This is a genomic window from Micrococcaceae bacterium Sec5.8 (assembly GCA_039636775.1).
Classification (GTDB): domain Bacteria; phylum Actinomycetota; class Actinomycetes; order Actinomycetales; family Micrococcaceae; genus Arthrobacter.
This window is the reverse complement of record CP143429.1, coordinates 1,120,643-1,141,867: the sequence shown is the minus strand read 5'-3', so window position 1 is coordinate 1,141,867 and position 21,225 is coordinate 1,120,643. Positions and strand designations below refer to the sequence as shown.

Annotated in this window: 18 protein-coding genes; 10 read left to right on the top strand and 8 right to left on the bottom strand. The window is 67.3% G+C overall.

Features of this window, described 5'->3' with window-relative positions; all coding sequences use genetic code 11:
* Positions 1-60 precede the first annotated feature (60 nt).
* The 4 genes from VUN84_05190 to VUN84_05175 all read right to left on the bottom strand — a co-directional run bounded on the left by VUN84_05190 (position 61) and on the right by VUN84_05175 (position 3,974).
* Entirely contained in the window at positions 61-1,371 is a 1,311-nt protein-coding gene (locus VUN84_05190; GenBank protein ID XAS65065.1) for an adenylate/guanylate cyclase domain-containing protein, read from the bottom strand.
* Entirely contained in the window at positions 1,361-1,966 is a 606-nt protein-coding gene (locus VUN84_05185; GenBank protein XAS65064.1) for a PH domain-containing protein, read from the bottom strand. The genes VUN84_05190 and VUN84_05185 overlap by 11 nt, the downstream gene beginning before the upstream one ends.
* Positions 1,959-2,882 carry a biotin--[acetyl-CoA-carboxylase] ligase gene (locus tag VUN84_05180; protein ID XAS65063.1) on the bottom strand — a complete coding sequence of 308 codons (924 nt, stop codon included), beginning with the start codon at positions 2,880-2,882 and terminating at the stop codon, positions 1,959-1,961. The genes VUN84_05185 and VUN84_05180 overlap by 8 nt, the downstream gene beginning before the upstream one ends.
* Before the next feature lie 186 nt (positions 2,883-3,068).
* Positions 3,069-3,974 (bottom strand): NAD(P)-dependent oxidoreductase, encoded by a 906-nt coding sequence (locus tag VUN84_05175; protein ID XAS65062.1) that lies wholly within the window; start codon positions 3,972-3,974, stop codon positions 3,069-3,071.
* Between the two features lie 247 nt (positions 3,975-4,221).
* Between VUN84_05175 and VUN84_05170 the strand changes: the two genes are divergently transcribed.
* The 4 genes from VUN84_05170 to VUN84_05155 all read left to right on the top strand — a co-directional run bounded on the left by VUN84_05170 (position 4,222) and on the right by VUN84_05155 (position 9,488).
* The gene (locus VUN84_05170) at positions 4,222-5,805 is read left to right on the top strand and encodes an acyl-CoA carboxylase subunit beta (GenBank protein XAS65061.1); all 1,584 of its coding nucleotides are present in this window, start codon (positions 4,222-4,224) and stop codon (positions 5,803-5,805) included.
* Positions 5,805-6,038 carry an acyl-CoA carboxylase subunit epsilon gene (locus VUN84_05165; GenBank protein XAS65762.1) on the top strand — a complete coding sequence of 78 codons (234 nt, stop codon included), beginning with the start codon at positions 5,805-5,807 and terminating at the stop codon, positions 6,036-6,038. The genes VUN84_05170 and VUN84_05165 overlap by 1 nt, the downstream gene beginning before the upstream one ends.
* 88 nt (positions 6,039-6,126) lie before the next feature.
* Positions 6,127-7,830 carry a DUF885 domain-containing protein gene (locus VUN84_05160; GenBank protein ID XAS65060.1) on the top strand — a complete coding sequence of 568 codons (1,704 nt, stop codon included), beginning with the start codon at positions 6,127-6,129 and terminating at the stop codon, positions 7,828-7,830.
* A 203-nt stretch (positions 7,831-8,033) separates the two neighbouring features.
* The gene (locus tag VUN84_05155; protein XAS65059.1) at positions 8,034-9,488 is read left to right on the top strand and encodes a dicarboxylate/amino acid:cation symporter; all 1,455 of its coding nucleotides are present in this window, start codon (positions 8,034-8,036) and stop codon (positions 9,486-9,488) included.
* A gap of 107 nt (positions 9,489-9,595) precedes the next feature.
* Here the strand turns inward: VUN84_05155 and VUN84_05150 are convergent, their stop codons facing one another.
* The gene (locus VUN84_05150) at positions 9,596-10,165 is read right to left on the bottom strand and encodes a hypothetical protein (GenBank protein XAS65058.1); all 570 of its coding nucleotides are present in this window, start codon (positions 10,163-10,165) and stop codon (positions 9,596-9,598) included.
* A gap of 168 nt (positions 10,166-10,333) precedes the next feature.
* Here VUN84_05150 and VUN84_05145 point away from each other — a divergent pair, with 168 nt between their 5' ends.
* The 3 genes from VUN84_05145 to VUN84_05135 are packed head-to-tail and all read left to right on the top strand — an operon-like array spanning position 10,334 to position 14,033.
* Positions 10,334-10,726, top strand: coding sequence for a YbjQ family protein (locus tag VUN84_05145; protein XAS65057.1), 393 nt, complete (start codon positions 10,334-10,336; stop codon positions 10,724-10,726).
* A 45-nt stretch (positions 10,727-10,771) separates the two neighbouring features.
* Positions 10,772-11,491, top strand: coding sequence for a TetR/AcrR family transcriptional regulator (locus tag VUN84_05140; GenBank protein XAS65761.1), 720 nt, complete (start codon positions 10,772-10,774; stop codon positions 11,489-11,491).
* Between the two features lies 1 nt (position 11,492).
* Positions 11,493-14,033 (top strand): MMPL family transporter, encoded by a 2,541-nt coding sequence (locus VUN84_05135; protein XAS65056.1) that lies wholly within the window; start codon positions 11,493-11,495, stop codon positions 14,031-14,033.
* 131 nt (positions 14,034-14,164) lie between these two features.
* Here VUN84_05135 and VUN84_05130 read toward each other — a convergent pair whose 3' ends face one another.
* Positions 14,165-15,577, bottom strand: a complete 1,413-nt coding sequence (locus VUN84_05130; GenBank protein ID XAS65760.1) for a DUF222 domain-containing protein — start codon at positions 15,575-15,577, stop codon at positions 14,165-14,167.
* A gap of 99 nt (positions 15,578-15,676) precedes the next feature.
* Positions 15,677-15,970: a hypothetical protein gene (locus VUN84_05125; protein XAS65055.1), complete on the bottom strand. Its 294-nt coding sequence runs from the start codon at positions 15,968-15,970 to the stop codon at positions 15,677-15,679.
* 72 nt (positions 15,971-16,042) lie between these two features.
* Between VUN84_05125 and VUN84_05120 the strand changes: the two genes are divergently transcribed.
* From VUN84_05120 to VUN84_05110, 3 genes are all read left to right on the top strand, one after another.
* Positions 16,043-16,720, top strand: coding sequence for a Maf family protein (locus tag VUN84_05120; protein ID XAS65054.1), 678 nt, complete (start codon positions 16,043-16,045; stop codon positions 16,718-16,720).
* Between the two features lie 157 nt (positions 16,721-16,877).
* Positions 16,878-18,698 carry a biotin carboxylase N-terminal domain-containing protein gene (locus tag VUN84_05115; GenBank protein XAS65759.1) on the top strand — a complete coding sequence of 607 codons (1,821 nt, stop codon included), beginning with the start codon at positions 16,878-16,880 and terminating at the stop codon, positions 18,696-18,698.
* Between the two features lie 66 nt (positions 18,699-18,764).
* Positions 18,765-19,496, top strand: a complete 732-nt coding sequence (locus tag VUN84_05110) for a glutamine amidotransferase (GenBank protein XAS65053.1) — start codon at positions 18,765-18,767, stop codon at positions 19,494-19,496.
* A 194-nt stretch (positions 19,497-19,690) separates the two neighbouring features.
* Here the strand turns inward: VUN84_05110 and VUN84_05105 are convergent, their stop codons facing one another.
* On the bottom strand, positions 19,691-21,103 hold the full coding sequence (locus VUN84_05105) for an MFS transporter (protein ID XAS65052.1): 1,413 nt from the start codon (positions 21,101-21,103) through the stop codon (positions 19,691-19,693).
* Positions 21,104-21,225: the final 122 nt, after the last annotated feature.

Here is a 21,225-nt window from a genome sequence, read left to right as displayed (position 1 = left end):
CGTTCCCGCCTGCGCAGCTGCTCAACGGCGGTCCGCAGGATGCGCGGGCCGGCGGACCCGCTAATCCAGGACGAGACCGTGGCCGCTGCCGCGCAGGAGTTGGACCGGGTGGATTTCGCCGAACCCGCGGACGTCCTCGGCCGGCCGTGGCCGGAGGACGAACCGTTCGTCGTCTTCCAACGCGGCAGCGGTCATGGAGTCCACCAGGACGGTCCCGGGATCGGCGAGGGCGGTGAGCCGGGCGGCCAGGTTGACGGTAGGTCCGTAGATGTCGCCGAGCCGGGAGAGGATGCGGCCCCAGACCATGGCGACGCGTGCCTCGGGCAGGATTTCATCCTCGGTGAAGGCATGGCAGAGGGCAAGGGAAATTTCGGCCCCGGCCGCAGGGGTTTCCGCGATGTAGAGCACTTCATCGCCCACCGTCTTGACGAGGCGCCCCCCGCCCACCGAGATGATTTCGGCGCACTTGTTCTCGAAGCGCTGCACCAGTTGGGCGAGCGTCTTTTCGTTCATGCGGCGGGACAGGCTGGTGTAGGAAACCAGGTCCGCGAAGCCCACCGCGCGGGCCAGCGGCAGCGGTGCATCGTCCTCGTCGCCCTCGCGGCCCTCCTCGCTGGAAGCCAGCCCGGCCTCGGCCCGGACGGCCAGGCGCTGGACTCCGGCGTTAAGCTGGCGGCGCCAGGAATAGACCAGCATGTCCTCGAGCGCGTCCACGAGGGAGGGCAACTCGTTGACCAGGCGCTTGCGGGCAACCGCATCCGAGACACCCTGCTGGTGGACCATGTCCTCCACCAGGGCCTCGACCTGCCAGACCACCATGCGGTCGGTCATCTGCCCGATCGCGCGGGTGACGGAAATGGCGGCTTCCTCGGTGAGTTTGCCGGCGCGGACCAGGTCCACGATGGTGTTCAGCGCCGACTGGTCGCGTTCGGTGAAGGCAACATCCTCGTCCCCGATGTTCGGAAAGCCGAGGGCGCGCCAGAGTTTCCGGGCGGAGAGCAGGGACAGCCCGGCGCCGGAGGCGACTTCACGGCGCCGCAGTTTGCGTTCGCCACCGAGCAGCCGTTGTTCCAGGGCTTTCAACGCGATGCGTTCAGCCGACATGGTGCCGGTGGGCGGCGAAACGGCGTCGGGTGCTGCCGGGCCGCGGGGTTCGCGGGACTTATCACGGTCCTCGGGTTCCCCGGGGCCGGACAGGGACGGCGGTGCGCCCGCGTCCCCGGCGGACTCGGCGGCGCCGTCGCTGAGGCTGCCTGTTACGGAATCGAGGACGGCGGCCTCAAGGCTCGCCGACTCGACCAGGGCATCGGAAATGTGCGACGGCTCTTCGGCCAGCAGTCCCGTTTCCCGGTTGACGTTTTCAGCGCCCATCCCTTCCACCTTCTCTCGTTTCCCACGGCCACGCCGCGTCAGGGTTGTCCATCATGTCTCCGGGCCACTGGACCTCCTGCGGGAGATCGCTGATGGCGTCGAGGACAAAACTCCGGAACATCGCGACCTCCGGGACGTCGGGAACCACCATGCTGGCGGGGTGCCCGGTTTCCAAGGATATATTCCCGGAACGCAATACGCGTTGGAGCAACGACTGGTGGATGACCACATGACGAACCGTCGCCAGGAATACCTGCTGGTCCCGTCGCCTGAGCATGCCGTAGCGGGCGACAAGCCGCCGGCTGGTGAGCGTGTATCTGGTGGCATGCCAGGTCATGGCCCGCGGCAGGCAGTACCCCAGCAGCACCCAGGCAGCGAACGCCACGCACATCCCGATCAGCCACGGCGTCGATTCCTTGGTTTCCTTGAGGATCATCGGGGCGAGCTTGGCCGCTCCGCCTTTGATGATCCAGGCGCAACAAAAGGCGGCGAGGGCAGGAACAAGGATGAACAGCAGCGCCGGAAAAATCAGGGTCCTTGGCTGCGGCCGGGTCACCACAATCACTTGTTCGCCCGGAAGGAGCTCCTTACGCATAGCCGCTTTCGGCGCCGGCGCTTCCCTCGCCCGGCGGTGTCCAGGGCCGCAGGTGCACGACGTCGCCGGCGGTCACCACGTGCTCGTGGCCGCCGGAGTCCACCACCAGCAGGGAGCCGTAATCATCCAGGCGGGTGGCGTGGCCGATGATTTCCGAATCGCCGGGGAGCTGGGCGCGGACTTGTTTGCCCAGGGTGGTCATCAGGTGTTCGGCCCGGTTGTGCAGTGAGGCGCCGCCGGCCAGCCCGGCCGTGGGATCGCCGTCGGCGTTGCAGAAGCTGCGGTACAGCGTGGCGAACCGGGACAGGTAGCTCTTGAGCAGCTCGGTGCGGTCCACCGTGACCGGGTGTTCGAGCAGGACGGAGGTGGCCGTGGGCACCGGAAGTTCCGCTTCGGTGAGGGTGACGTTCAGACCGGTGCCGAGCACCACGGGCGGCACCGCGCCGCCGGACATGGGTCCGAGCTGGGCGAGGATGCCGGCGATCTTCTTGCCCCGGACCAGGACGTCGTTGGGCCATTTGAGCTCTGCCGGCAGCCCGGCCGTGTCCAGCAGCGCCTCACGCAGGGCCAGCGCGGACAGCAGCGAGAGCCACGAGTAGGTCTGGGTGGGCAACGGGCGTCCGTCGGCGTTGACCGGGCGCAGCACCAGCGAGACGGAGATGGAGCTGCGGGCCGGCGCCTCCCACCGGCGGTCCAGGCGGCCGCGGGCGGCGCTCTGGTGTTCAGCGGTCAGCACGGTGAGGTCCGGAAACGCTGTGGGATCCTCGGTGGCGCCCCGCAGCAGGTCCGCGTTGGTGGATCCGGTGGTGTCCACCACCGTGAGCTGCGGAATGCCGTTGGCGGAAAGGAACGCCCCATCGCTGAGGGCGCTCACATCCAAAGGCGGACGGTCCGGGGCTTCCTGCGCGGCTTCCATGCTTAGAATCCTACCGAGTTACCGGGCGGGCGGCTTCGGCACCGGCCCGAAGGAAGGTCCCTGCTTCTGAACGCCGCCACCGGCGCGTTGGTCGCCCACCCCGCAGATTCCCGGCGTCGAACCCGCAATAGTGGGGAGTTTCGGCGGTCCCGGCTGTTGGCCGGACCAAGGAAGGCCGCAGGGAACTCAGAGGAAGATGTCAGGGATCAGCCGGTCTTCCGGAGCGCCCAGGCTGTACGCGGTGAAGTCCGTGACGCCGGCCGCGGCAAGCACTTGTTCGTCGGTGTAGAAGTTGCCGCTCCAGCTGCCGGATTCGGGGATCGCGTTGCTGCTGGTGAGGACGGCGTGCGCCGCGTCGGCCATGATCTCGGGGCCGCGGGCGCCCTGGATGATCTTGTCGCCGCCGGGCATGTTGCGGATGGCTGCCGTGTTGATCAGGGTGCACGGCCACAGGGAGTTTACGTTGATGCCGTCAATCTTGAGCTCCTCGGCGAGGCCCAGGGTGGTCAGGCTCATGCCGTATTTCGCCATGGTGTAGGCCAGGTGCATCCCGGCCCACTTGGGGTCCAGGTTCAGCGGCGGGGACAGCGTGAGGATCTGGCCGGCCTCGGAGGCGCGGAGTGCGGGCAGGGCGAGCTTGGCGAGCAGGAAGGTGCCGCGGACGTTGATGTCCTGCATCAGGTCGTAGCGCTTCATGTCCACGGCGTCGGTCTTGGACAAATCGATGGCGGAGGCATTGTTGATAACAATGTCAATGCCGCCGAACCGTTCGACGGCGGCAGCCACGGCGCCGGCGACGTCGGCGTCGTTGCGGACATCGCCCACCAGCGGCAGCGCCTGCCCGCCGGCAGCCTCGATCTGTTCGGCGGCCGAGTAGACGGTGCCTTCGAGCTTGGCGTGCGGCTGGCCGGTCTTGGCCATCAGGACGATGTTGGCGCCGTCGCGCGCCGCGCGGACGGCGATGGCGAGGCCAATGCCCCGGCTTCCCCCGGACATAAGGATGGTGCGGCCGGAGAGGGTACCGGCGGCCCGGTACGGCCCTGCCTGCGGGGAGTGCGGGGCGGTGCCGGAAGCATCATTGCTCAAAGTCATGAGGACACTCTAGCCGACCCTTGTTACCGGCGAGTAACATCGACACGCCGCGGTCCAGGGCCGCTCCGGGGTGGGCTGCCCGGGAGAGTCGGGGCGAAAATTGTAGGTTTTCTACAGCGGTGCGGGCGAATACCGTCACTAGACTTGCCAGCACGGCCATGTTTTTGTGTGGAATCCACTGAAGCGACACCGCACAGGCCAGCGACACCGCACACAGCCGTAATGAACTACAGAGCCGGAGACATTGATGAGCCACGATCTGACCACGACCGCGGGAAAGATTGCCGATTTCCGCGACCGCCAGGCCCGTGCTGAGCAGCCCTCCGGCCCGGAAGCGATCGAGAAGCAGCATGCCCGCGGCAAGAACACCGCCCGCGAGCGCATCGACCTGCTGCTGGACGCCGGCTCGTTCGTCGAGTTCGACGCCCTCGCCGTGCACCGCTCCTCCGCCTTCGGCATGGCGAAGAAGAAGCCGCTGGGCGACGGCCTGGTCTCCGGCTACGGCACGGTGGACGGCCGGCCCGTGGCCGTGTACAGCCAGGACTTCTCCGTGTACGGCGGGTCGCTGAGCCAGGTCAACGGCGAGAAGATCGTCAAGGTCCAGGAGTTCGCCCTGCGCAACGGCTGCCCGGTCGTGGGCATCCTCGACGGCGGCGGCGCCCGCATCCAGGAAGGCGTCGCGTCGCTGGCGATGTTCGCGGACATCTTCCGCAACAACGTCCACGCCTCCGGCGTCGTCCCGCAGATCTCCCTCATCATGGGCCCCTCTGCCGGCGGTGCTGCCTACTCCCCCGCCCTGACGGACTACGTGGTCATGGTGGACAAAACCTCGCACATGTTCATCACCGGCCCGGACGTCATCAAGACCGTCACGGGTGAGGACGTGGACATGGAGACACTCGGCGGCGCCCGGCAGCACAACGCCACCACCGGAACCTCCACCTACCTCGCCTCCGACGAGACCGACGCCGTCGAGTTCGTCCGGGAGCTCCTGGACTTCCTGCCCTCCAACAACCTCGCCGAAGCCCCCGTGCTGGAGCACACCCAGGGATTGGACCTCGACGACGACGACCTCGCCCTGGACGCACTGATTCCGGACTCGGCCAACCAGCCGTACGACATGCGCAAGGTCGTCGAGCAGATTGTCGACGACGGGCACTTCCTGGAGATGCAGTCCCTTTATGCACCCAACGTGATGATTGGCTACGGCCGGGTGGAGGGCCACACCGTGGGCATCGTGGCCAACCAGCCGATGCAGTTCGCCGGCACGCTGGACATCGCCGCCTCCGAGAAGGCCGCACGCTTTGTCCGAAACTGCGACGCTTTCAACGTTCCCATCATCACGCTCGTGGACGTCCCGGGTTTCCTGCCGGGCAAGGACCAGGAGTTCCAGGGCATCATTCGCCGCGGCGCGAAACTGCTGTACGCCTACGCCGAGGCCACCGTGCCGAAGCTGACCGTCATCACCCGCAAGGCGTATGGCGGAGCGTACATCGTGATGGGCTCCAAGAAACTCGGCGCCGACCTCAACCTGGCCTGGCCCACCGCGCAGATCGGCGTCATGGGCGCCCAGGGCGCGGTCAACATCCTGTACCGCCGAGAGCTGGCCGCCGTCGCGGCGGACGGCGGCGACGTCGAGGCCAAGCGCGCCGAGGTCATCCGGCAGTACGAGGAAGAGCTGCTCAACCCCTACCAGGCCGCGCAGCTTGGCTACGTGGACGCAGTCATCGCCCCGTCCGAGACCCGGGTCCAGATCATCAAGGGCCTGCGCGCACTGCGGGACAAGCGGGCCAGCCTGCCTGCCAAGAAGCACGGAAACATTCCGCTGTGATGCCCACGGGTGAGACCGGGACGACGACGGCGGAGGGGCAGCCGCTGTTCGCCGTGGTCAAGGGCGAGCCGACGCCGGAGGAGCTCGCGGCACTGACCGCCGTCGTGCTGTCCCTGGCCAGCGGCGGCCCGGCCGCACCGGACAAGCCAAGCGCCCGGCACTGGATCCGCCGGCAGCAACTGCAACTGGCTCCGAGGCCGGGCCCCGGCTCCTGGAAGCGCAGCCGCGGCTGACCGTCCTGCCGTAACGGTGCCGCGGACGCGCCGCCAAAAAGTGCAGCAACCCTTTCATAACAGGCGGCGCCGGGCTAGTGTTTCCCGGGTGACTACTGAACCCACTGACGCCACAGCCGCCACCGGTCCCGCGCGCCCGCACACAGCCATCGACGCCATCGCCGATGGCTATACGGACACCCTGATCCGGCTTAACCCCAGCTTCGCCACCGAGCTCGGCCTCCCCGGGCATGAGAGGGAATACCAGGATTTCTCCCCCGCCGGGGTCGAGGAATTCGCGGTGGCTGCCCGGGAAACCCTCGCCGCGCTCGCCGGGCTGGAACCGGCGGACGACGTCGACGCCGTCACCCTGGATGCCATGCGCGAGCGTCTGGGCCTGGAGCTGGAAATCCACGATTCCGGCTGGGATCTCGCCGACCTGAACAATATCGCCTCCCCGGCACAGGACATCCGCGCGATCTTCGACCTCATGCCCACGGACACCGCCGCGCAGTGGGACCACATCGCCGGCCGGGCGCACAACGTCCCCGCCGCCCTGGACGGGTACATCGTGTCGCTGCGCGCCGCCAAGGACGCCGGCAAGGTTGCCGCCGCGCGCCAGGTCGCGATCGTCATCGAACAGACCACCAGGTACGCCGCGGCCGACGGATTCTTCGCACAGCTCGCCGCTGACGCCACAACTGCGGACGGTCCGCTGCCCGGGGACGTGCAGTCCCGGCTCGACGCCGGTGCTGCCGCCGCACGCGTGGCCTACTCCCGGCTGGCCGGTTTCCTGGAATCCGAGCTGCTCCCCGTCGCGCCGGAGAAGGACGCCGTGGGCCGGGAACGCTACGCCCTGGCCTCCCGCTCCTTTCTGGGCGCCACAGTGGACCTGGAGGAAACGTACGCCTGGGGTGTGCAGGAGCTGGACCGCCTGGTCGCCGAGCAGGAGCGGGTCGCCGGGCTGATCCGCCCCGGCGCCACAATCGAGGAAGCCAAGGAAATCCTGAACAGCGACCCCGCCCGGCAGTTGAAAGGCACGGACGCCCTCCGCACCTGGATGCAGGAGCTCTCGGACAAGGCCGTGGCCGACCTCGCGGGCGTGCACTTCGACATCCCGGACATCATGAAGACGCTGGAGTGCAAAATTGCCCCGACCGACGAGGGCGGCATCTATTACACCGGCCCCTCGGATGACTTCAGCCGGCCGGGCCGCATGTGGTGGTCCGTACCGCCGGGCGAGGACACCTTCACCACCTGGGCCGAGACCACCACCGTCTACCACGAGGGCGTTCCCGGCCACCACCTGCAGATCGCCACCGCCACCTACCGCCGCGAGGTGTTGAACAAATGGCGCCGGAACGTCTGCTGGACCTCCGGGCACGGCGAAGGCTGGGCGCTCTACGCCGAGAAGCTCATGCAGGAACTGGGCTACCTCCGGGACCCGGGGGACCACATGGGCATGCTGGACATGCAGCGGATGCGGGCCGCCCGCGTGGTGTTCGACATCGGCGTGCATCTGGAGTTGGAGGTGCCCGAACGTTGGGGGTCGGGCACCTGGACTCCGGACAAGGGGTACGACTTCCTCACCCAGCACCTGGCGATCAGCGAGGGCCAGCTGAAGTTTGAATTCACCCGGTACCTGGGCTGGCCGGGCCAGGCACCCTCGTACAAGGTGGGCCAGCGGCTCTGGGAACAGATCCGCGCCGAACTCGAATCCCGTCCCGGGTTCGAACTCAAGGCCTTCCACACGAAGGCGCTCACTATGGGCTCCGTGGGCCTGGACACCCTGAAGCGGGCGCTGTTGGGTTAGCGGGCGCTGTTGGGTTAGCGGGCGCTGTTGGGTTAGCGGGCAAGGAGGGAGACAATCGCCACACCGGGAGCTGGAATAACTTCACAAACGGGCAGTTCTTCGGCGTGGTTGCTGGACGGTGGCGGGTGTGGGCGAAATGTCGGTGCGTAACATTACTCAACATTCGTTCGCCGTGATAAAGGCCGGCGCCCTAGCGTTGTCGGGTGAGCACTCAAACAACCACCCCCGTACCCGCCGGAAAGACCGGCCTCCAGCTGCCCAAGTGGGCCGGCTCTTTCGGCTTCCAGATCATCGCCGCCCTGATCGTGGGCCTGGGCCTGGGCCTGCTCGCGAAGTACACGGGCAGCACGAAGGCAGAGCCCAACGCCCTCGGCGCCACCCTGCAGACCATCGGTTCGAGCTACGTCTCGCTGCTGCAGACCGCCGTCGTGCCCCTCATCTTCACCGCCGTCGTCAGCTCCATCTCCAACCTGCGGGCCGTGTCCAACGCCGCCCGGCTGGCCTGGAACACGCTGCTCTGGTTCGCCATCACCTCGCTGATCGCGGTTCTGATCGGCATGGGCCTCGGTGTGCTGCTGCAGCCCGGCGCCAACACCGGCATCACCCAGGAAGCCAAGTACGCCGGCAAATCCGGTGACTGGTGGGCCTTCCTGACCGGACTCTTCCCGAAGAACTTCCTGGGCCTGGGCGCCAGCACCACCGTCACCGACGGCGTCGCCACCACCGCGGTGAGCTTCAACGTCCTGCAGATCCTGGTGATCGCGATCGCCGTCGGCATCGCGGCCTTGAAGGTGGGCAAGGCGGCCGAGCCGTTCCTGAACCTTAACGCTTCCGCCCTCGCCGTGATCCAGAAGGTGCTCTGGTGGATCATCCGGATCGCCCCGCTCGGTACCGTCGGCTTGATCGGCAACGCCGTGGCGATCTACGGCTGGGACACCATCGGTTCCCTGGGCAAGTTCACCGTGGCCATCTACGCCGGCCTCGCCCTCGTGCTGTTCGTGGTTTACCCGGTCCTGATCCGCACCCACGGCCTGTCCGTCAAGCAGTACTACACCGGCGTGTGGCCCGCCGTGCAGCTCGCCTTCGTCTCCCGCTCGTCGGTGGGCACCCTGCCGCTGACCCAGCGCGTCACCGAACGCAGCCTGGGTGTCCCCCGCGCCTACGCTTCCTTCGCCGTGCCGCTGGGCGCCACGACCAAGATGGATGGCTGCGCTGCGATCTACCCGGCCATCTCGGCGATCTTCGTGGCCCAATTCTTCGGCATCCAGCTGGACTTCACGCAGTACCTCCTCATCGCCCTGGTGTCCGTGCTGGGCTCCGCCGCGACCGCCGGCACCACCGGCGCCGTCGTGATGCTGACCCTCACCCTCTCCACGTTGGGACTGCCGCTGGCCGGCGTCGGGCTCCTGCTCGCCATCGACCCGATTCTGGACATGGGCCGCACCGCGGTCAACGTGGCCGGCCAGGCCCTGGTGCCGACGATCGTGGCCAAGCGCCAGGGCATTTTGGATGAATCCCTCTACAACGCACCCCGCACCGGTGACCCGTTCAGTGACGACGTTGTGGACGCCGCCGAGGATCCCTCTGCCGCCGTCACTGACCGCGGCGCCGGATCGGACGCCTTCGAAGGCGGCAGGCTGGCGGGCTCCAGGGTCTAAAGCCCACACCGCTCAGCCGGCGCAGGTGCCTCGAGCACCGGTCCGAACAGTAGTCCCCGGAGCATTTTCCGGGGACTACTGTTTTGCTGCCCTAGTGCATGACGGACCTAGTGTCCGCCACCGCCGATGACGCCCTTTTCGACCGCTTTGGTCACCGCGTCGGCTTCCGCCTGGGTCAGCGTGCCGTCAGTGACAGCCTTGTCCAGTCTGGGCTTCAGTGCTGCGGAATGCTCAGCCTGCTCGGTTGTGCGGAGCTCCTCAAGGGCCGCCGTGACCTTGGCTTCGTCGATTCCCAGCGACGCGGCGAGGGACTTGGCCAACTCCGCCTGCATGGCGGTGCGGTCAGGCCTGCTGCCTTCGGCTGGCGGGGTGGCCGGCTTGTTGGCTTGGCGGAAGGCCTTAAAGGCCTCCGTCACCTTGGCCTCATCGACACCGAGCTTGGCGGCAAGTTCGGCCGCCTGGGCGCCCCGCTCTCCAGCGCGGTCTCCGCCGCGGGGACCGTGGCCGCCGCGCATTCCCTGACTGCCGGTTCCGGGCGCCGTGTCCGCCGCGGCACTGGAGCTGGGGGCGGGGGCCGGGGTCGTGGCTGCTGAGGCCATCCCGGTGACCCCGAGTCCAGCGCCCAGGGCCAGGGCCCCGGCCGAAATGGCGAGGGTCATTCTCTTAGTGCGTGACATGTGCGCTCTCCTGGTCTGCAGCGTCGTGGAGCTGCGAATAGTGGTTGTCTCTTCCAAGACGTGGTTCAAGTCTCCGCCGGGCGCTTCAGCAGGAGCTGTTCGGAACCTTTCATCTTGCTGTGAAGGCCGGTGGCGCCGGGCGGGCTTTCGGACCGCTAGGCTCAGGGCATGCTGATCGTGACCTCCAATGACATTCCCGGACACCGGATCGACGCCGTTTTTGGCGAGGTCATGGGGCTGACGGTCCGTGCCCGCGACATCGGCAACCAGGTAATGGCCGGTTTCCGGTCCATCGGCGGCGGGGAACTGCCCGAAATGACACGCATGCTCACCGACAGCCGGCAGCAGGTCATGGCCCGGATGGTGGCCGAGGCAGAGCAGCGCGGCGCCAACGCCATAATCGCCATGCGCTTTGATAACTCGCAGCTGGGAACCACCTGGACCGAGGTCTGCGCCTACGGCACGGCCGTGTTCGCCATCCCCATCGCCTCGGGCGAACCCGGCGCCACCGGCCAATCCGCCTACCTGGCCAAGACCGGGCCCGGCCAAAAGTTGCCCTGAGTGCAAACATGCACGTAGTGTAATTGTGTGCCCGCCTCTGCATCCCTGCGTTTAACTGCGTCTTCGGCCACGGCTTCCGCGCCGGCGCCGGTCCCGTCGCGCCGGGAGCTGAATAAAGCCGCCACGCGCCAGGCAATCATCGACGCCGCCCTGGCCCTGCTCCGGTCCAACGGCCCCGGGAACTTCACGGTCGAGGATATTGCTGATGCCGCCGGAATCTCCCGCCGGACCTTCTTCAATTACTTCGGCAGCACCGAAGCCGCCATTGCCGCCGTCACCTTCGGTTTCCTGGACACCCTCCTTCAGCATTTCCGGCTGCGCCCGGCCGGCGAGCCCTTCCTGGAGTCGGCCCGTGCCACCCTCGTGGAACTCGCGGACCCGATGACGGTGGCCCCACTGGCTGAGCTCTACAGCCTCGGCCAGGCCCATCCGCAGCTCAGCCGGTCCGAGCTGGAGGCCTGGGACCACTGCACCGCCCAGATCATCGCCGTGGCCCGGGAGCGCGTACGTCAGAGTGCCGGCGTCGAAGTGGACGAGCTGTACCTGCGTGCCCTGGCCGGGTCCGTCATTTCCTGCGGCAAAGCAGCCATGGACGTCTGGTTCCTGCGCTGCGGTGGTTCCCTCACCCCTACGTCCCTTTCCACCCTCCGGCAGCTCCTGATCGATTCCATGGGCCTGCTGGGTTCCGGATTTGCCCGCCCCGACGGCACCGGCACACCCGCGGCCCACCACTCCACCGCCAACCCTTTCCCAGATCGGCACTGACATGGCACTTCTGCTCTACCGCCTCGGCAAGTTCTCCTACCGGCACCGCTGGCTTGTTGTGTCCGTCTGGCTTGCCGTGATGGTGGCCGTCGGTGGCGCGGCTGCCGCGTTCCACGGCACCCTGTCCAACAATTTTCAGATCCCCGGCACCGAGACCCAGCAGATGGCTGACAAGCTCAAAAGTGAGCTGCCCTCCTCCTCCGGCGGCTCCGCGAGCGTGGTGTTCGAAGCCAACGATCCACAGTTCAGCCAGGCCGGGAAGGACGCCGTCACGGCGGCACTGGCCAAGCTCAAGACCCTCCCCGAGGTCCAAGGCACTGTTGACCCGTTCGCCACCCAGGCGCAGCTGGACCAGGCGGCAACCGACCTCGCCGCCGGCAAGGACAAATCAGCAGCCGGCAAGGCCCGGCTGGACCAGTCAGCGGCCGAACTCGCCGCAGGAAAGGCCAAGCTGGACGCCGCCGAACAGCAGATGACGGCCGCCGGCATGCCGGCGGCCGTCATCGAGGCCCAGCTGGGCCAGCAAAAGGCTGCCCTGGCCGACGGTCAGGCGAAGCTCGACGCCGGCACCAAGGAACTGGCCGCCGGCGAGGCGAAGCTGACGCTGGGCGCACGGCAACTTGAGGCCTCCAAGGGCCTGCGGTTCGTCTCCGAGGACGGCAAGGCCGGGATCGCCCAGGTCCAGTTCAAAACCTCCATCAACGGCCTCAAGCCCGAGGTCCGGGAGGAAGTCCAGAACATCGTCAAAGAGGTGTCCGCCGCCAATGTGACCGCCCTGCCCAGCAAGGAAATCAGCGAGGACATCTCCGAGCTCTTCGGGACCGCCGAGATCATCGGCATCGCGGTGGCGGCCCTGGTGCTGATCATCATGCTCGGAACTCTGATCGCCGCCGGTCTTCCGCTGCTGATGGCCATCGTGGGTGTCGCCGTCGGCGTCGGCGGCACCTTTGCCCTCAGCGGCACCATGGACATGAGCTCCATCTCCCCCATGCTGGCGCTGATGCTCGGCCTTGCCGTCGGAATCGACTACTCCTTGTTTATCGTCAACCGGCACCGCGGCCAGCTGCTCGCCGGGATGGACGCCGAAGAATCAGTGGCACTGGCCACCGGGACCTCCGGTAATGCCGTGCTGTTCGCCGGCCTCACTGTCATCATCGCCCTCGCAGCCCTGGTGGTCCCGGGGCTTCCGTTCCTGGCAGTCATGGGCTTGTCGGCCGCGGCGACTGTGGCCGTCGCCGTCGTCGTCGCCCTGACCCTCACGCCGGCTGTCCTGTCCCTCGTAGGCCGGAAACTGATCTCCAAGCGGGCCTGGGCCAAGGCCGAACAGCACAACGCCGCAGCCGGGCATGAAACCGAGGACCGCGCACGGGACGAATACCGCAGCAGCCACGGCTGGGGCGGCGTCGTCACCAACCACCCATGGCTGGCGTTGCTGGCGGGCGTCGTGCTCCTTGGGGTGGTGGCGCTTCCCGCGAGCCAGTTGCGGCTGGCCCTGCCGGATGCCAGCTCCGAGCCGGTTGCCTCGCAGGCCTTCCAGGCCTATGACGTCACCAAACGCAGCTTCGGCGAGGGGATGACCGGCCCGATCATCGTGGTGGGCGACTTCCCCGAGGGGCTCAGCGAAACCGACGCCCAGGCCAAGCAGTTCGACGTCGCGGACATCCTGCGCGGCACGGACAATGTCAGCGCCGCCGTACCGCTGGCGCTGAGTGAGGACCGCCGCACTGCCGTCTTCCAGGTCATTCCGAAGGAGGGCCCGGCCAGCGCCAGCACCGTCCGGGTGGTCTCCGAGCTCCGCGCCGAAAAGACCCGGATCAAGGACTCCACCGGCGTCAGCATCGGGCTCACCGGTCAGACTGCAGGCAACGTCGATGTCTCCACCAAGCTCGGCGACGCCCTGCCTCCGTACCTGGCCATCGTGGTGGGCCTCTCGCTGATCCTGCTGTTGCTGGTGTTCCGCTCCATCTGGGTGCCGCTGCTGGCCACTGGCGGGTTCCTGCTCTCGCTGGCCGCCGCGTTCGGCGCCGTCGTCGCGGTCTACCAGTGGGGCTGGCTTGGGGGCATCTTCGGCGTCGAGAATCCGGGCGCGGTCCTGAGCTTCCTGCCCATCATTCTGATCGGCGTTTTGTTCGGTCTGGCCATGGACTACCAGGTGTTCATCGCCTCCGGCATGCGCGAGTCCTACATGCACGGCGAACCGGCCAAACGCGCGGTCCGCTCCGGCTTCAGCCACGCCGCCGCCGTGGTCACCGCGGCCGCGATCATCATGGTCAGTGTGTTCTCAGGCTTCATTTTCTCCCACCTGAACATGGTCCGGCCGCTCGGCTTCGCGATGGCCTTCGGTGTGCTGATTGACGCTTTCGTGGTCCGTATGACGATCGTCCCGGCCGTCATGTACCTGCTCGGCGAGAAGGCCTGGTGGCTTCCCCGCTGGTTGGACAGGATCCTGCCGGATGTGGACGTCGAAGGCGCCAAGCTGCGCAAGCCCGTGGCCGACGCACCGGAGACCCTTCCGGAAACCGCCGGGGCAGCCACCCGCTAGTTCCGCAGGCTGCGACCAACTGCCCCAGCCGCCCGCTGATCACGTCGATCGGCGGGCGGCTGTGTTGTGGGGCGGCGGCGGCACCGTTGTTCTTCAGGCTGCGGGTTGTTGTTCAGACTGCGGGTTGTTGTTCAGGCTGCGGGTTGTTTGATCAGGCTGCGGGTTGTTTGATCAGGCTGTGACGTGGCTTTGGCTTCGGGCGCGGGAAAGGCCTCTGGCTCTACAGCGGCGGTGTCGGGGCCGGCTCGGCTCCTGGCTACGGCCAGTTCCGGCCCGGCGCGACGGGCACCGGTTCCCGGCAGCGGCGGTGAGGTGGACCGGTAGACGTGGCCTGTGGGGGTGGTGACGTCGATGGTGTGTCGGGGGCCGGCGCGGGGCCGGGAGGACCAGCCAGGGGTTTCCTTGGTGTGGTTGCAGGCTTCGCAGAGCCCGGCCCCATTACCGTGGGTCGTCGGTCCGTCATCGTGCCAGGGAATGATGTGGTCAAAGTGGCGGATAGGGGCATCGCAATAGGGTGTGCGGCAGGTGTCGTCGCGGGCGGTGAGGAAGCGGCGGAGCCCGGACGGGAAGAGCCGGGCGCGGGAGTCCATCGCGGTGAGGGTGCCGGCGCCCGGGGCGGTATAGAGCCGGCGCAGCCAGACAGCCATGCCCTTGTCCTGGGCAATGCCGCCCGGACCATCCCACGCCACACCCCCTCCCGCCTCTGATCCGGGGTTGGCGAGAACGTCGCGGGCCCAGCCGGCGGGGACGATGCCGTAGCCGGGGAGACGCGCGGGTTCGCTGTCGCCCTGGAAGAGGCTGCGGTCAGTCATGACGAGCTGGATCTCGACCCCGCTGATCCCGCCGGCTTTTCCCGTGGTGCGTTCAACCAGCGCATCGGCCATAAGCTGCCCGCGGGTCCGGGGATCACCGGACCCGCGGAGGGTGTCGGCATGCCGGGTGAGGCCGGCATACAAGGCCACACCTTGAGCCACGGGAAGCAGGGCAGTGAGATAGCACATGGTGTCCGGGGCCGGACGGAGGCTGACGTGCCGTTCGGTCGCGGCGTGGCTGGCTCGCTGGGTGATGGAGCGCGGATCGCGGCGGTAGGCGGCGGTCCGGGCCGCGGCAATGATCTTCCGGTCCCCGGCTCCTTCGAAGGTGCCGGCGTCGGCGGCGAGCTCTTCGTCGACGCCGGCCCGTTCCTCTGCGGAGAGGCAGGCCGTTTCCCGCACCAAGAGGGTGGCGCGCCATTCGTTGAGCTGACCGGCCTCCAGAGCCGAGAGGGTGTGGGGCATCTCGGTGACCAACGCCTTCGCCAAGCCCAGGAGCCGTCCGCCCTTGGCGGGGGATTCCCGCCGGGCCAGGGCGATCTGCGCGCCGACACCGGCACCAAGCCCGGCCGAGGGTATCCCGGTACCCTGTTCACGGCGCTGGAGCAGATCGAAGGCGACGGACAGGCGGGCCTGCCGGGCAGCCAGGGCAGACTTTCGATCTTCCAGGCTACGGATTTCAGCAATCATGCGCGCACCATCCAGCTCCGGCACGCCGCCGCACAGGCCCATGCCTGCATCTTCGGTGGCCGGCCTCTTCCCGGAGCTGAGCGGGCAGGTGCACCCCACAGCTGCCAGAGCTGCCGCGGCTGACTGAGTCCCGTCCATGACTCAAGTGTCCCGGAAGGCTACGACATTATTGACGGCCACCAGGAGCCGGTCAACCGCTTCGTTGGCCATTGGGGTGGTCCCGACACCGGACGCAGACATGGGCACACGGCTAAGGACCACCGCCACTTCAGGTCGGGTCGTGACAGCGGCCAATGCTGAGCTCAGCTCCTCCAACCGCCGCCAGGATTCAATCAGTCCTGCGCGGCTCCGGGGCACGGTAACCTCCTCTGGCGCGCGGCCACCCATCGCCAGCACGCTGCGGAGTTTGTCTTCCGGTCCTTCGTTCCCGTCCATGAACCAACTCTGCCTTCGACCTCTGACAAAAAGGCCACGGCGACGACGACCCCGAGGAACTAGGCTGGAGCGGTGACCCGACTCATTCTTGCCTCCCAGTCCCCCGCCCGCACCAAGCTGCTGACCGACGCCGGCATCCGGCACGAAATCCTCGGCTCGGACGTCGACGAAGAAGCCGTGCAGGCCCGCTACGGCGTCACGGACCCGCATGACACCGCGTTGCTGCTCGCCCGGGCCAAGGCCGAGGCCGTTGCCTCCCTGCCCGAAGCCGACGGCGCGCTGGTGATCGGCTGCGATTCGGTGTTTGAGTTCGACGGCGAGGCGCACGGGAAGCCGTATACAGCCGACGTCGCCAAAGCCCGCATGCTCCGGATGAGCGGCAGCAAAGGTGTGCTGCACACCGGCCACTGGCTGGTCGACTGCCGCGACACCGAGGACTCCGAGGAGACCGGGGTGGCCGGCACCGGCGCAACCCTCGGGCATGTCACCTCCGCCGAAGTCCACTTCATGGACCTGAGCCCCGCGGAAATCGACGCGTACATCGCCACCGGCGAGCCGCTGCAGTGCGCCGGCTCCTTCACGATCGACGGCTACGGCGGGGCCTTTATCCGCAAGGTCGACGGCGACCCGCACGCCGTCGTCGGGCTCTCCATTTCAACCCTGCGCGGGCTGCTGCAGCAAGCCCAGGTGGGCATCACGGAACTGTGGACCGCCGGCGCCGCGGATCCGGCATTGCTCCGGGCAGAGTGAGCTAATCCGCATAGCTTTGTAGCAAACCTACAAAGGTACGGGCCTCTACCCGCGGAATCCGCAAGCAATATCGGCGGAACCTCCAAAACCGCGCTAGGCTCCCTGAAGGAAAGAAGGAGACGCCTTGTCAGCAAATTCGGAGCAGTCCGCAAATCCCGTGCAGCGATCCGCCCCAGCAGGCCCTGCCGCAGCAACTCACCGGCTGAGCAAGGTGCTGATCGCCAACCGCGGCGAGATCGCGGTGCGCATCATCCGGGCCGCACGCGATGAGGGCATCGCCTCGGTTGCGGTCTACGCAGACCCGGACCGGGACGCCCTGCACGTCAAGCTCGCTGACGAGGCCTACGCACTGGGCGGCGACACCGCAGCCGAGTCCTATCTCGTCATGGACAAGCTGATCGAGGTGGCCCACCGCTGCGGTGCCGACGCCATCCACCCCGGCTACGGCTTCCTCGCCGAGAATGCTGAGTTTGCCGCGAAGGTGATCGACGCCGGCATCACCTGGATCGGGCCCTCCCCCGCCGCCATCTCCGCCCTGGGCGACAAAGTCCAGGCCCGGCACATCGCCGAAAAGGTCGGTGCCCCGCAGGTTCCCGGCACCGCCGACCCGGTGGAGTCGGCCGAGGAGATCCTCGAGTTCGTCGACAAGTTCGGCCTGCCGGTCGCCATCAAAGCCGCCTTCGGCGGCGGCGGGCGCGGCATCAAGGTGGCCCGCACCCGCGAGGAAATCCCCGAACTGTTCGAATCCGCCGTCCGCGAGGCTGTCGCCGCATTCGGCCGCGGCGAGTGCTTCATCGAACGCTTCCTGGACGCCCCGCGCCACGTCGAGACCCAGTGCCTCGCCGACGCGTACGGCAACGTCGTGGTGGTTTCCACCCGCGACTGCTCACTGCAGCGCCGGAACCAGAAGCTCGTCGAAGAGGCGCCGGCACCCTTCCTCACCGAGGAGCAGAACCGCCGGCTCTATGAGTCCTCCAAAGCCATCCTTAAGGAGGCCGGTTACCTCGGCGCCGGCACCTGCGAGTTCCTGGTGGGTCAGGACGGCAGCATTTCCTTCCTTGAGGTCAACACCCGCCTCCAGGTGGAGCACTGCGTCTCCGAGGAAGTCACCGGAATAGACCTGGTCCGCGAGCAGTTCCGGCTGGCCCGCGGCGAGGAACTTGGCTACGGCGACCCCGAGGTCCGCGGCCACTCGATCGAGTTCCGCATCACCGGCGAAGACCCGGGCCGGAACTTCATGCCCGCCCCCGGAACCATCACCCTGTTGAAGAACCCCACCGGGCCCGGCGTGCGGATCGACTCCGGCGTGGAGCAGGGCGACATCATCAGCGGGAATTTTGACTCGATGCTCTCCAAACTCATCGTCACCGGAGCCACCCGCCCGCAGGCCTTGCAGCGCGCCCGGCGCGCCCTCGAGGAAATGGTGGTGGAGGGCATCCCCACCGTCATCCCGTTCGATCTCGCCGTCGTCACCAACCCCGACTTCGCTCCCGCCGAGGGACCGTTCAAGGTCCACACCCGCTGGATCGAAACGGCCTTCGTCAATGACATCCCCGCCTGGACCCCCACCGGCACCGACGCTGAAACGCCCGACGCCGGTGAACGCCAGCGCGTCGTCGTTGAGGTCGGCGGGAAACGCCTGGAGGTGGTCCTGCCGGCGTCGCTGGGTTCCGGCGGTGGTGCCGGGCCTGCCAAGCCGGCCAAGACGAAGAAGCGTTCCCGCGGCAGCGGCGCTGCGGCGGCCGCCAGCGGCAATGCCTTGACTTCACCCATGCAGGGCACCATCGTAAAGGTGGCTGTCGTGGAGGGTGACCTCGTTGCCGAGGGCGACCTCATGGTGGTGCTCGAGGCCATGAAGATGGAGCAGCCGCTCACCGCGCACCGCGCCGGAATCGTCATCGGCCTGACCGCCGCGGCGGGCGAGACGGTCTCCGCCGGCGCCATCATCGCCTTGATCGAGGATGCGGCTGCCGGGTAGCTGCCCGACGGCGGGGTGCGGGCGCGCCTCTGGCGTCACCGCGTCCTGCCCATGCAGACTTGGTCTGTGAAACCATTCCTGCTCCTCGCCTCCCGGGCCGAGGACGCTGCCGCCGAGGACGAATACGAAGCCTACCTCCGCTATGGCGGGCTTGAACCGGCCCAGCTGAGGCGCGTCCGGATGGAAGCCGCGCCGTTGCCCCCGTTGGATCTTGCCGATTACTCGGGGGTGATCGTAGGAGGGAGTCCGTTCACCTCCAGTGATCCTGCCGGGCAAAAAAGCGACGTCCAGCACCGGGTGGAGCGTGAGCTCGAGGCCCTGCTCGACCGGATCGTGCCTTTGGATTTCCCGTTCCTCGGTGCCTGTTACGGCGTGGGTACGCTCGGCCGGCACCAGGGCGCCGTGATTGACCGCACTTACGGCGAGGGGCTGGGCGGTGTGAGCATCAAGCTGAGTGCGGAAGGCCTGGTGGATCCCCTGCTGCGGGGTCTGCCGGAGAGCTTCACGGCGTTCACCGGCCACAAGGAAGCCTGCACCCTCCTTCCTCCCCACGCGGTGCTTCTGGCCAGCTCCGCCGCCTGCCCGGTGCACATGTTCCGGATTAAAACCAACCTGTACGCCACCCAGTTCCACCCCGAACTCGATGCGGACGGCCTGGCCACCCGGATCGACATCTACCGGCATGCCGGGTACTTCCCGCCCGAAGCGGCCGAGGAATTAATCGCGGACGCCCGGCGGTTCTCCGCGCCGGAACCGATGAAGATCCTGCGGAATTTCGTGGAACAGTACGCAAACTAGGGATGCCTGCGTGCGGGCTTGGCGCTCCCGCCGGGGCCCGGCAGAGCCCGTGGCCGCTCCGGCACCCGCCATCCTGCCCGGTTGCTCTCCCGGCCCCGGGTGCCGATCCAAAAAGGCCCGGCGTGTCCAATGAACACGCCGGGCCTTCTGGAAAGCAACTGGGCGGGAGCGCCAACGCAGCGAGGGCTAAGGCATCAGGCCACGTTGTTGGTGTACTCCAGGTCCCGAGTCTCCTTGCTGACGAACAGTGCGATCAACGTCAGGACGGCCATGGAGGCGAGGTAGATTCCCACCAGCACGGGGCTGCCCTTCCCCATCTCCCACAGCCAGACGGCAATGAACGGGGCCACCGCGGCACCGAGGATGCTGGAGAAGTTGTAGCTGATGGCCGAGCCGGTGTACCGGACGTTCGTGGGGAACAGCTCCGGCAACAGCGCACCCATGGGCCCGAAGGTCAGCCCCATCAGGGAGAAGCCGATGATCAGCAGCGCCATGGTGCCCACGAAGCCGGCACTGAAGAGTGGAACGAAGAGCAGACCGAAGGCGAAGATGCCCAGGGTCACGGCGATCAGCATCTTGCGGCGGCCGTACTTCTCAGCCAGCGGTCCGGAAACCAGGGTGAAGATGCCGAAGAAGACGACGCCGGCAATCAGCATCCAGAGGAAATCGTTCCGGGTGTAGCCCAGGCCGGGGACGAACGCGGCAGCGGCGGCCTCGGTCATCGGTTTGCCGGCCTTTTCGGCCGCGGCCCTGGCCGCATCCAGGCTGGAGGCACGGGTGCCGTAGGTCAAGGTGAACGTGGTCATCAGGTAGAACAGCACGTACGTGGCGAGCATGATGAACGTGCCCAGGATCAGCTGGCGCCAGCTGGTCTTGAAGACCCGGGCCAGCGGCAGCTTGGCAACCTCGTTCGATTCCAGCACCTTGGTGAAGGCCGGGGTCTCGATTAGTTTGAGCCGCACGTAGAGGCCGATAATGACCATGATGGCGCTGAGCAGGAACGGCACACGCCAGCCCCACGCCTCGAATGCCGCTGGCGTCAGGGTGTAGCTGAACACCAGGAAGATCACGTTGGCGATGATGAAGCCGATCGGCGCACCCAACTGCGGGAACGTGCCGTAGATGGCACGCTTGTTCGCCGGGGCGTTCTCGGTGGCCAGCAACGCCGCGCCGCTCCATTCCCCGCCGAGGGCAAGGCCCTGGGCGAAGCGCAGGACAACCAGGAGGGCCGGTGCCCAGAAGGTCCAGCCGGGAACGGTCGCCGTCGGCAGGCAGCCGATCAGGAACGTGGCAATACCCATGGTCAGCAGCGAGGCCACCAGGGTGCCCTTGCGGCCAAACTTGTCACCGAAGTGGCCGAAGACAATCGAGCCCAGCGGGCGGGCGATGAACGCGACGCCGAAGACGGCGAAGGATGCCAGCAACTGGGTGGTCTCGTTCTGGCCAGGGAAGAAGAGCTTCGGGAAGACGAGCACAGCGGCGGTGGCGTACACGTAGAAGTCGTAGAACTCAACGGTGGTGCCAATGAGGCTGGCGACGATGACGCGGCCGCGCGAGTTCACCGGTTTGGCGGACCCATGCTCCGCGGAAGTGGCAGTGGATGACATGTAACAGCGCTTTCATGAAGACCGGACTGGTGTTGCTCGGGGCTGCCCGGAAAGGGATTCGTATGATGACATAATAAGTTCCGACGTCCATTGGATGGACAAATGGTCCACTATTTGGACAC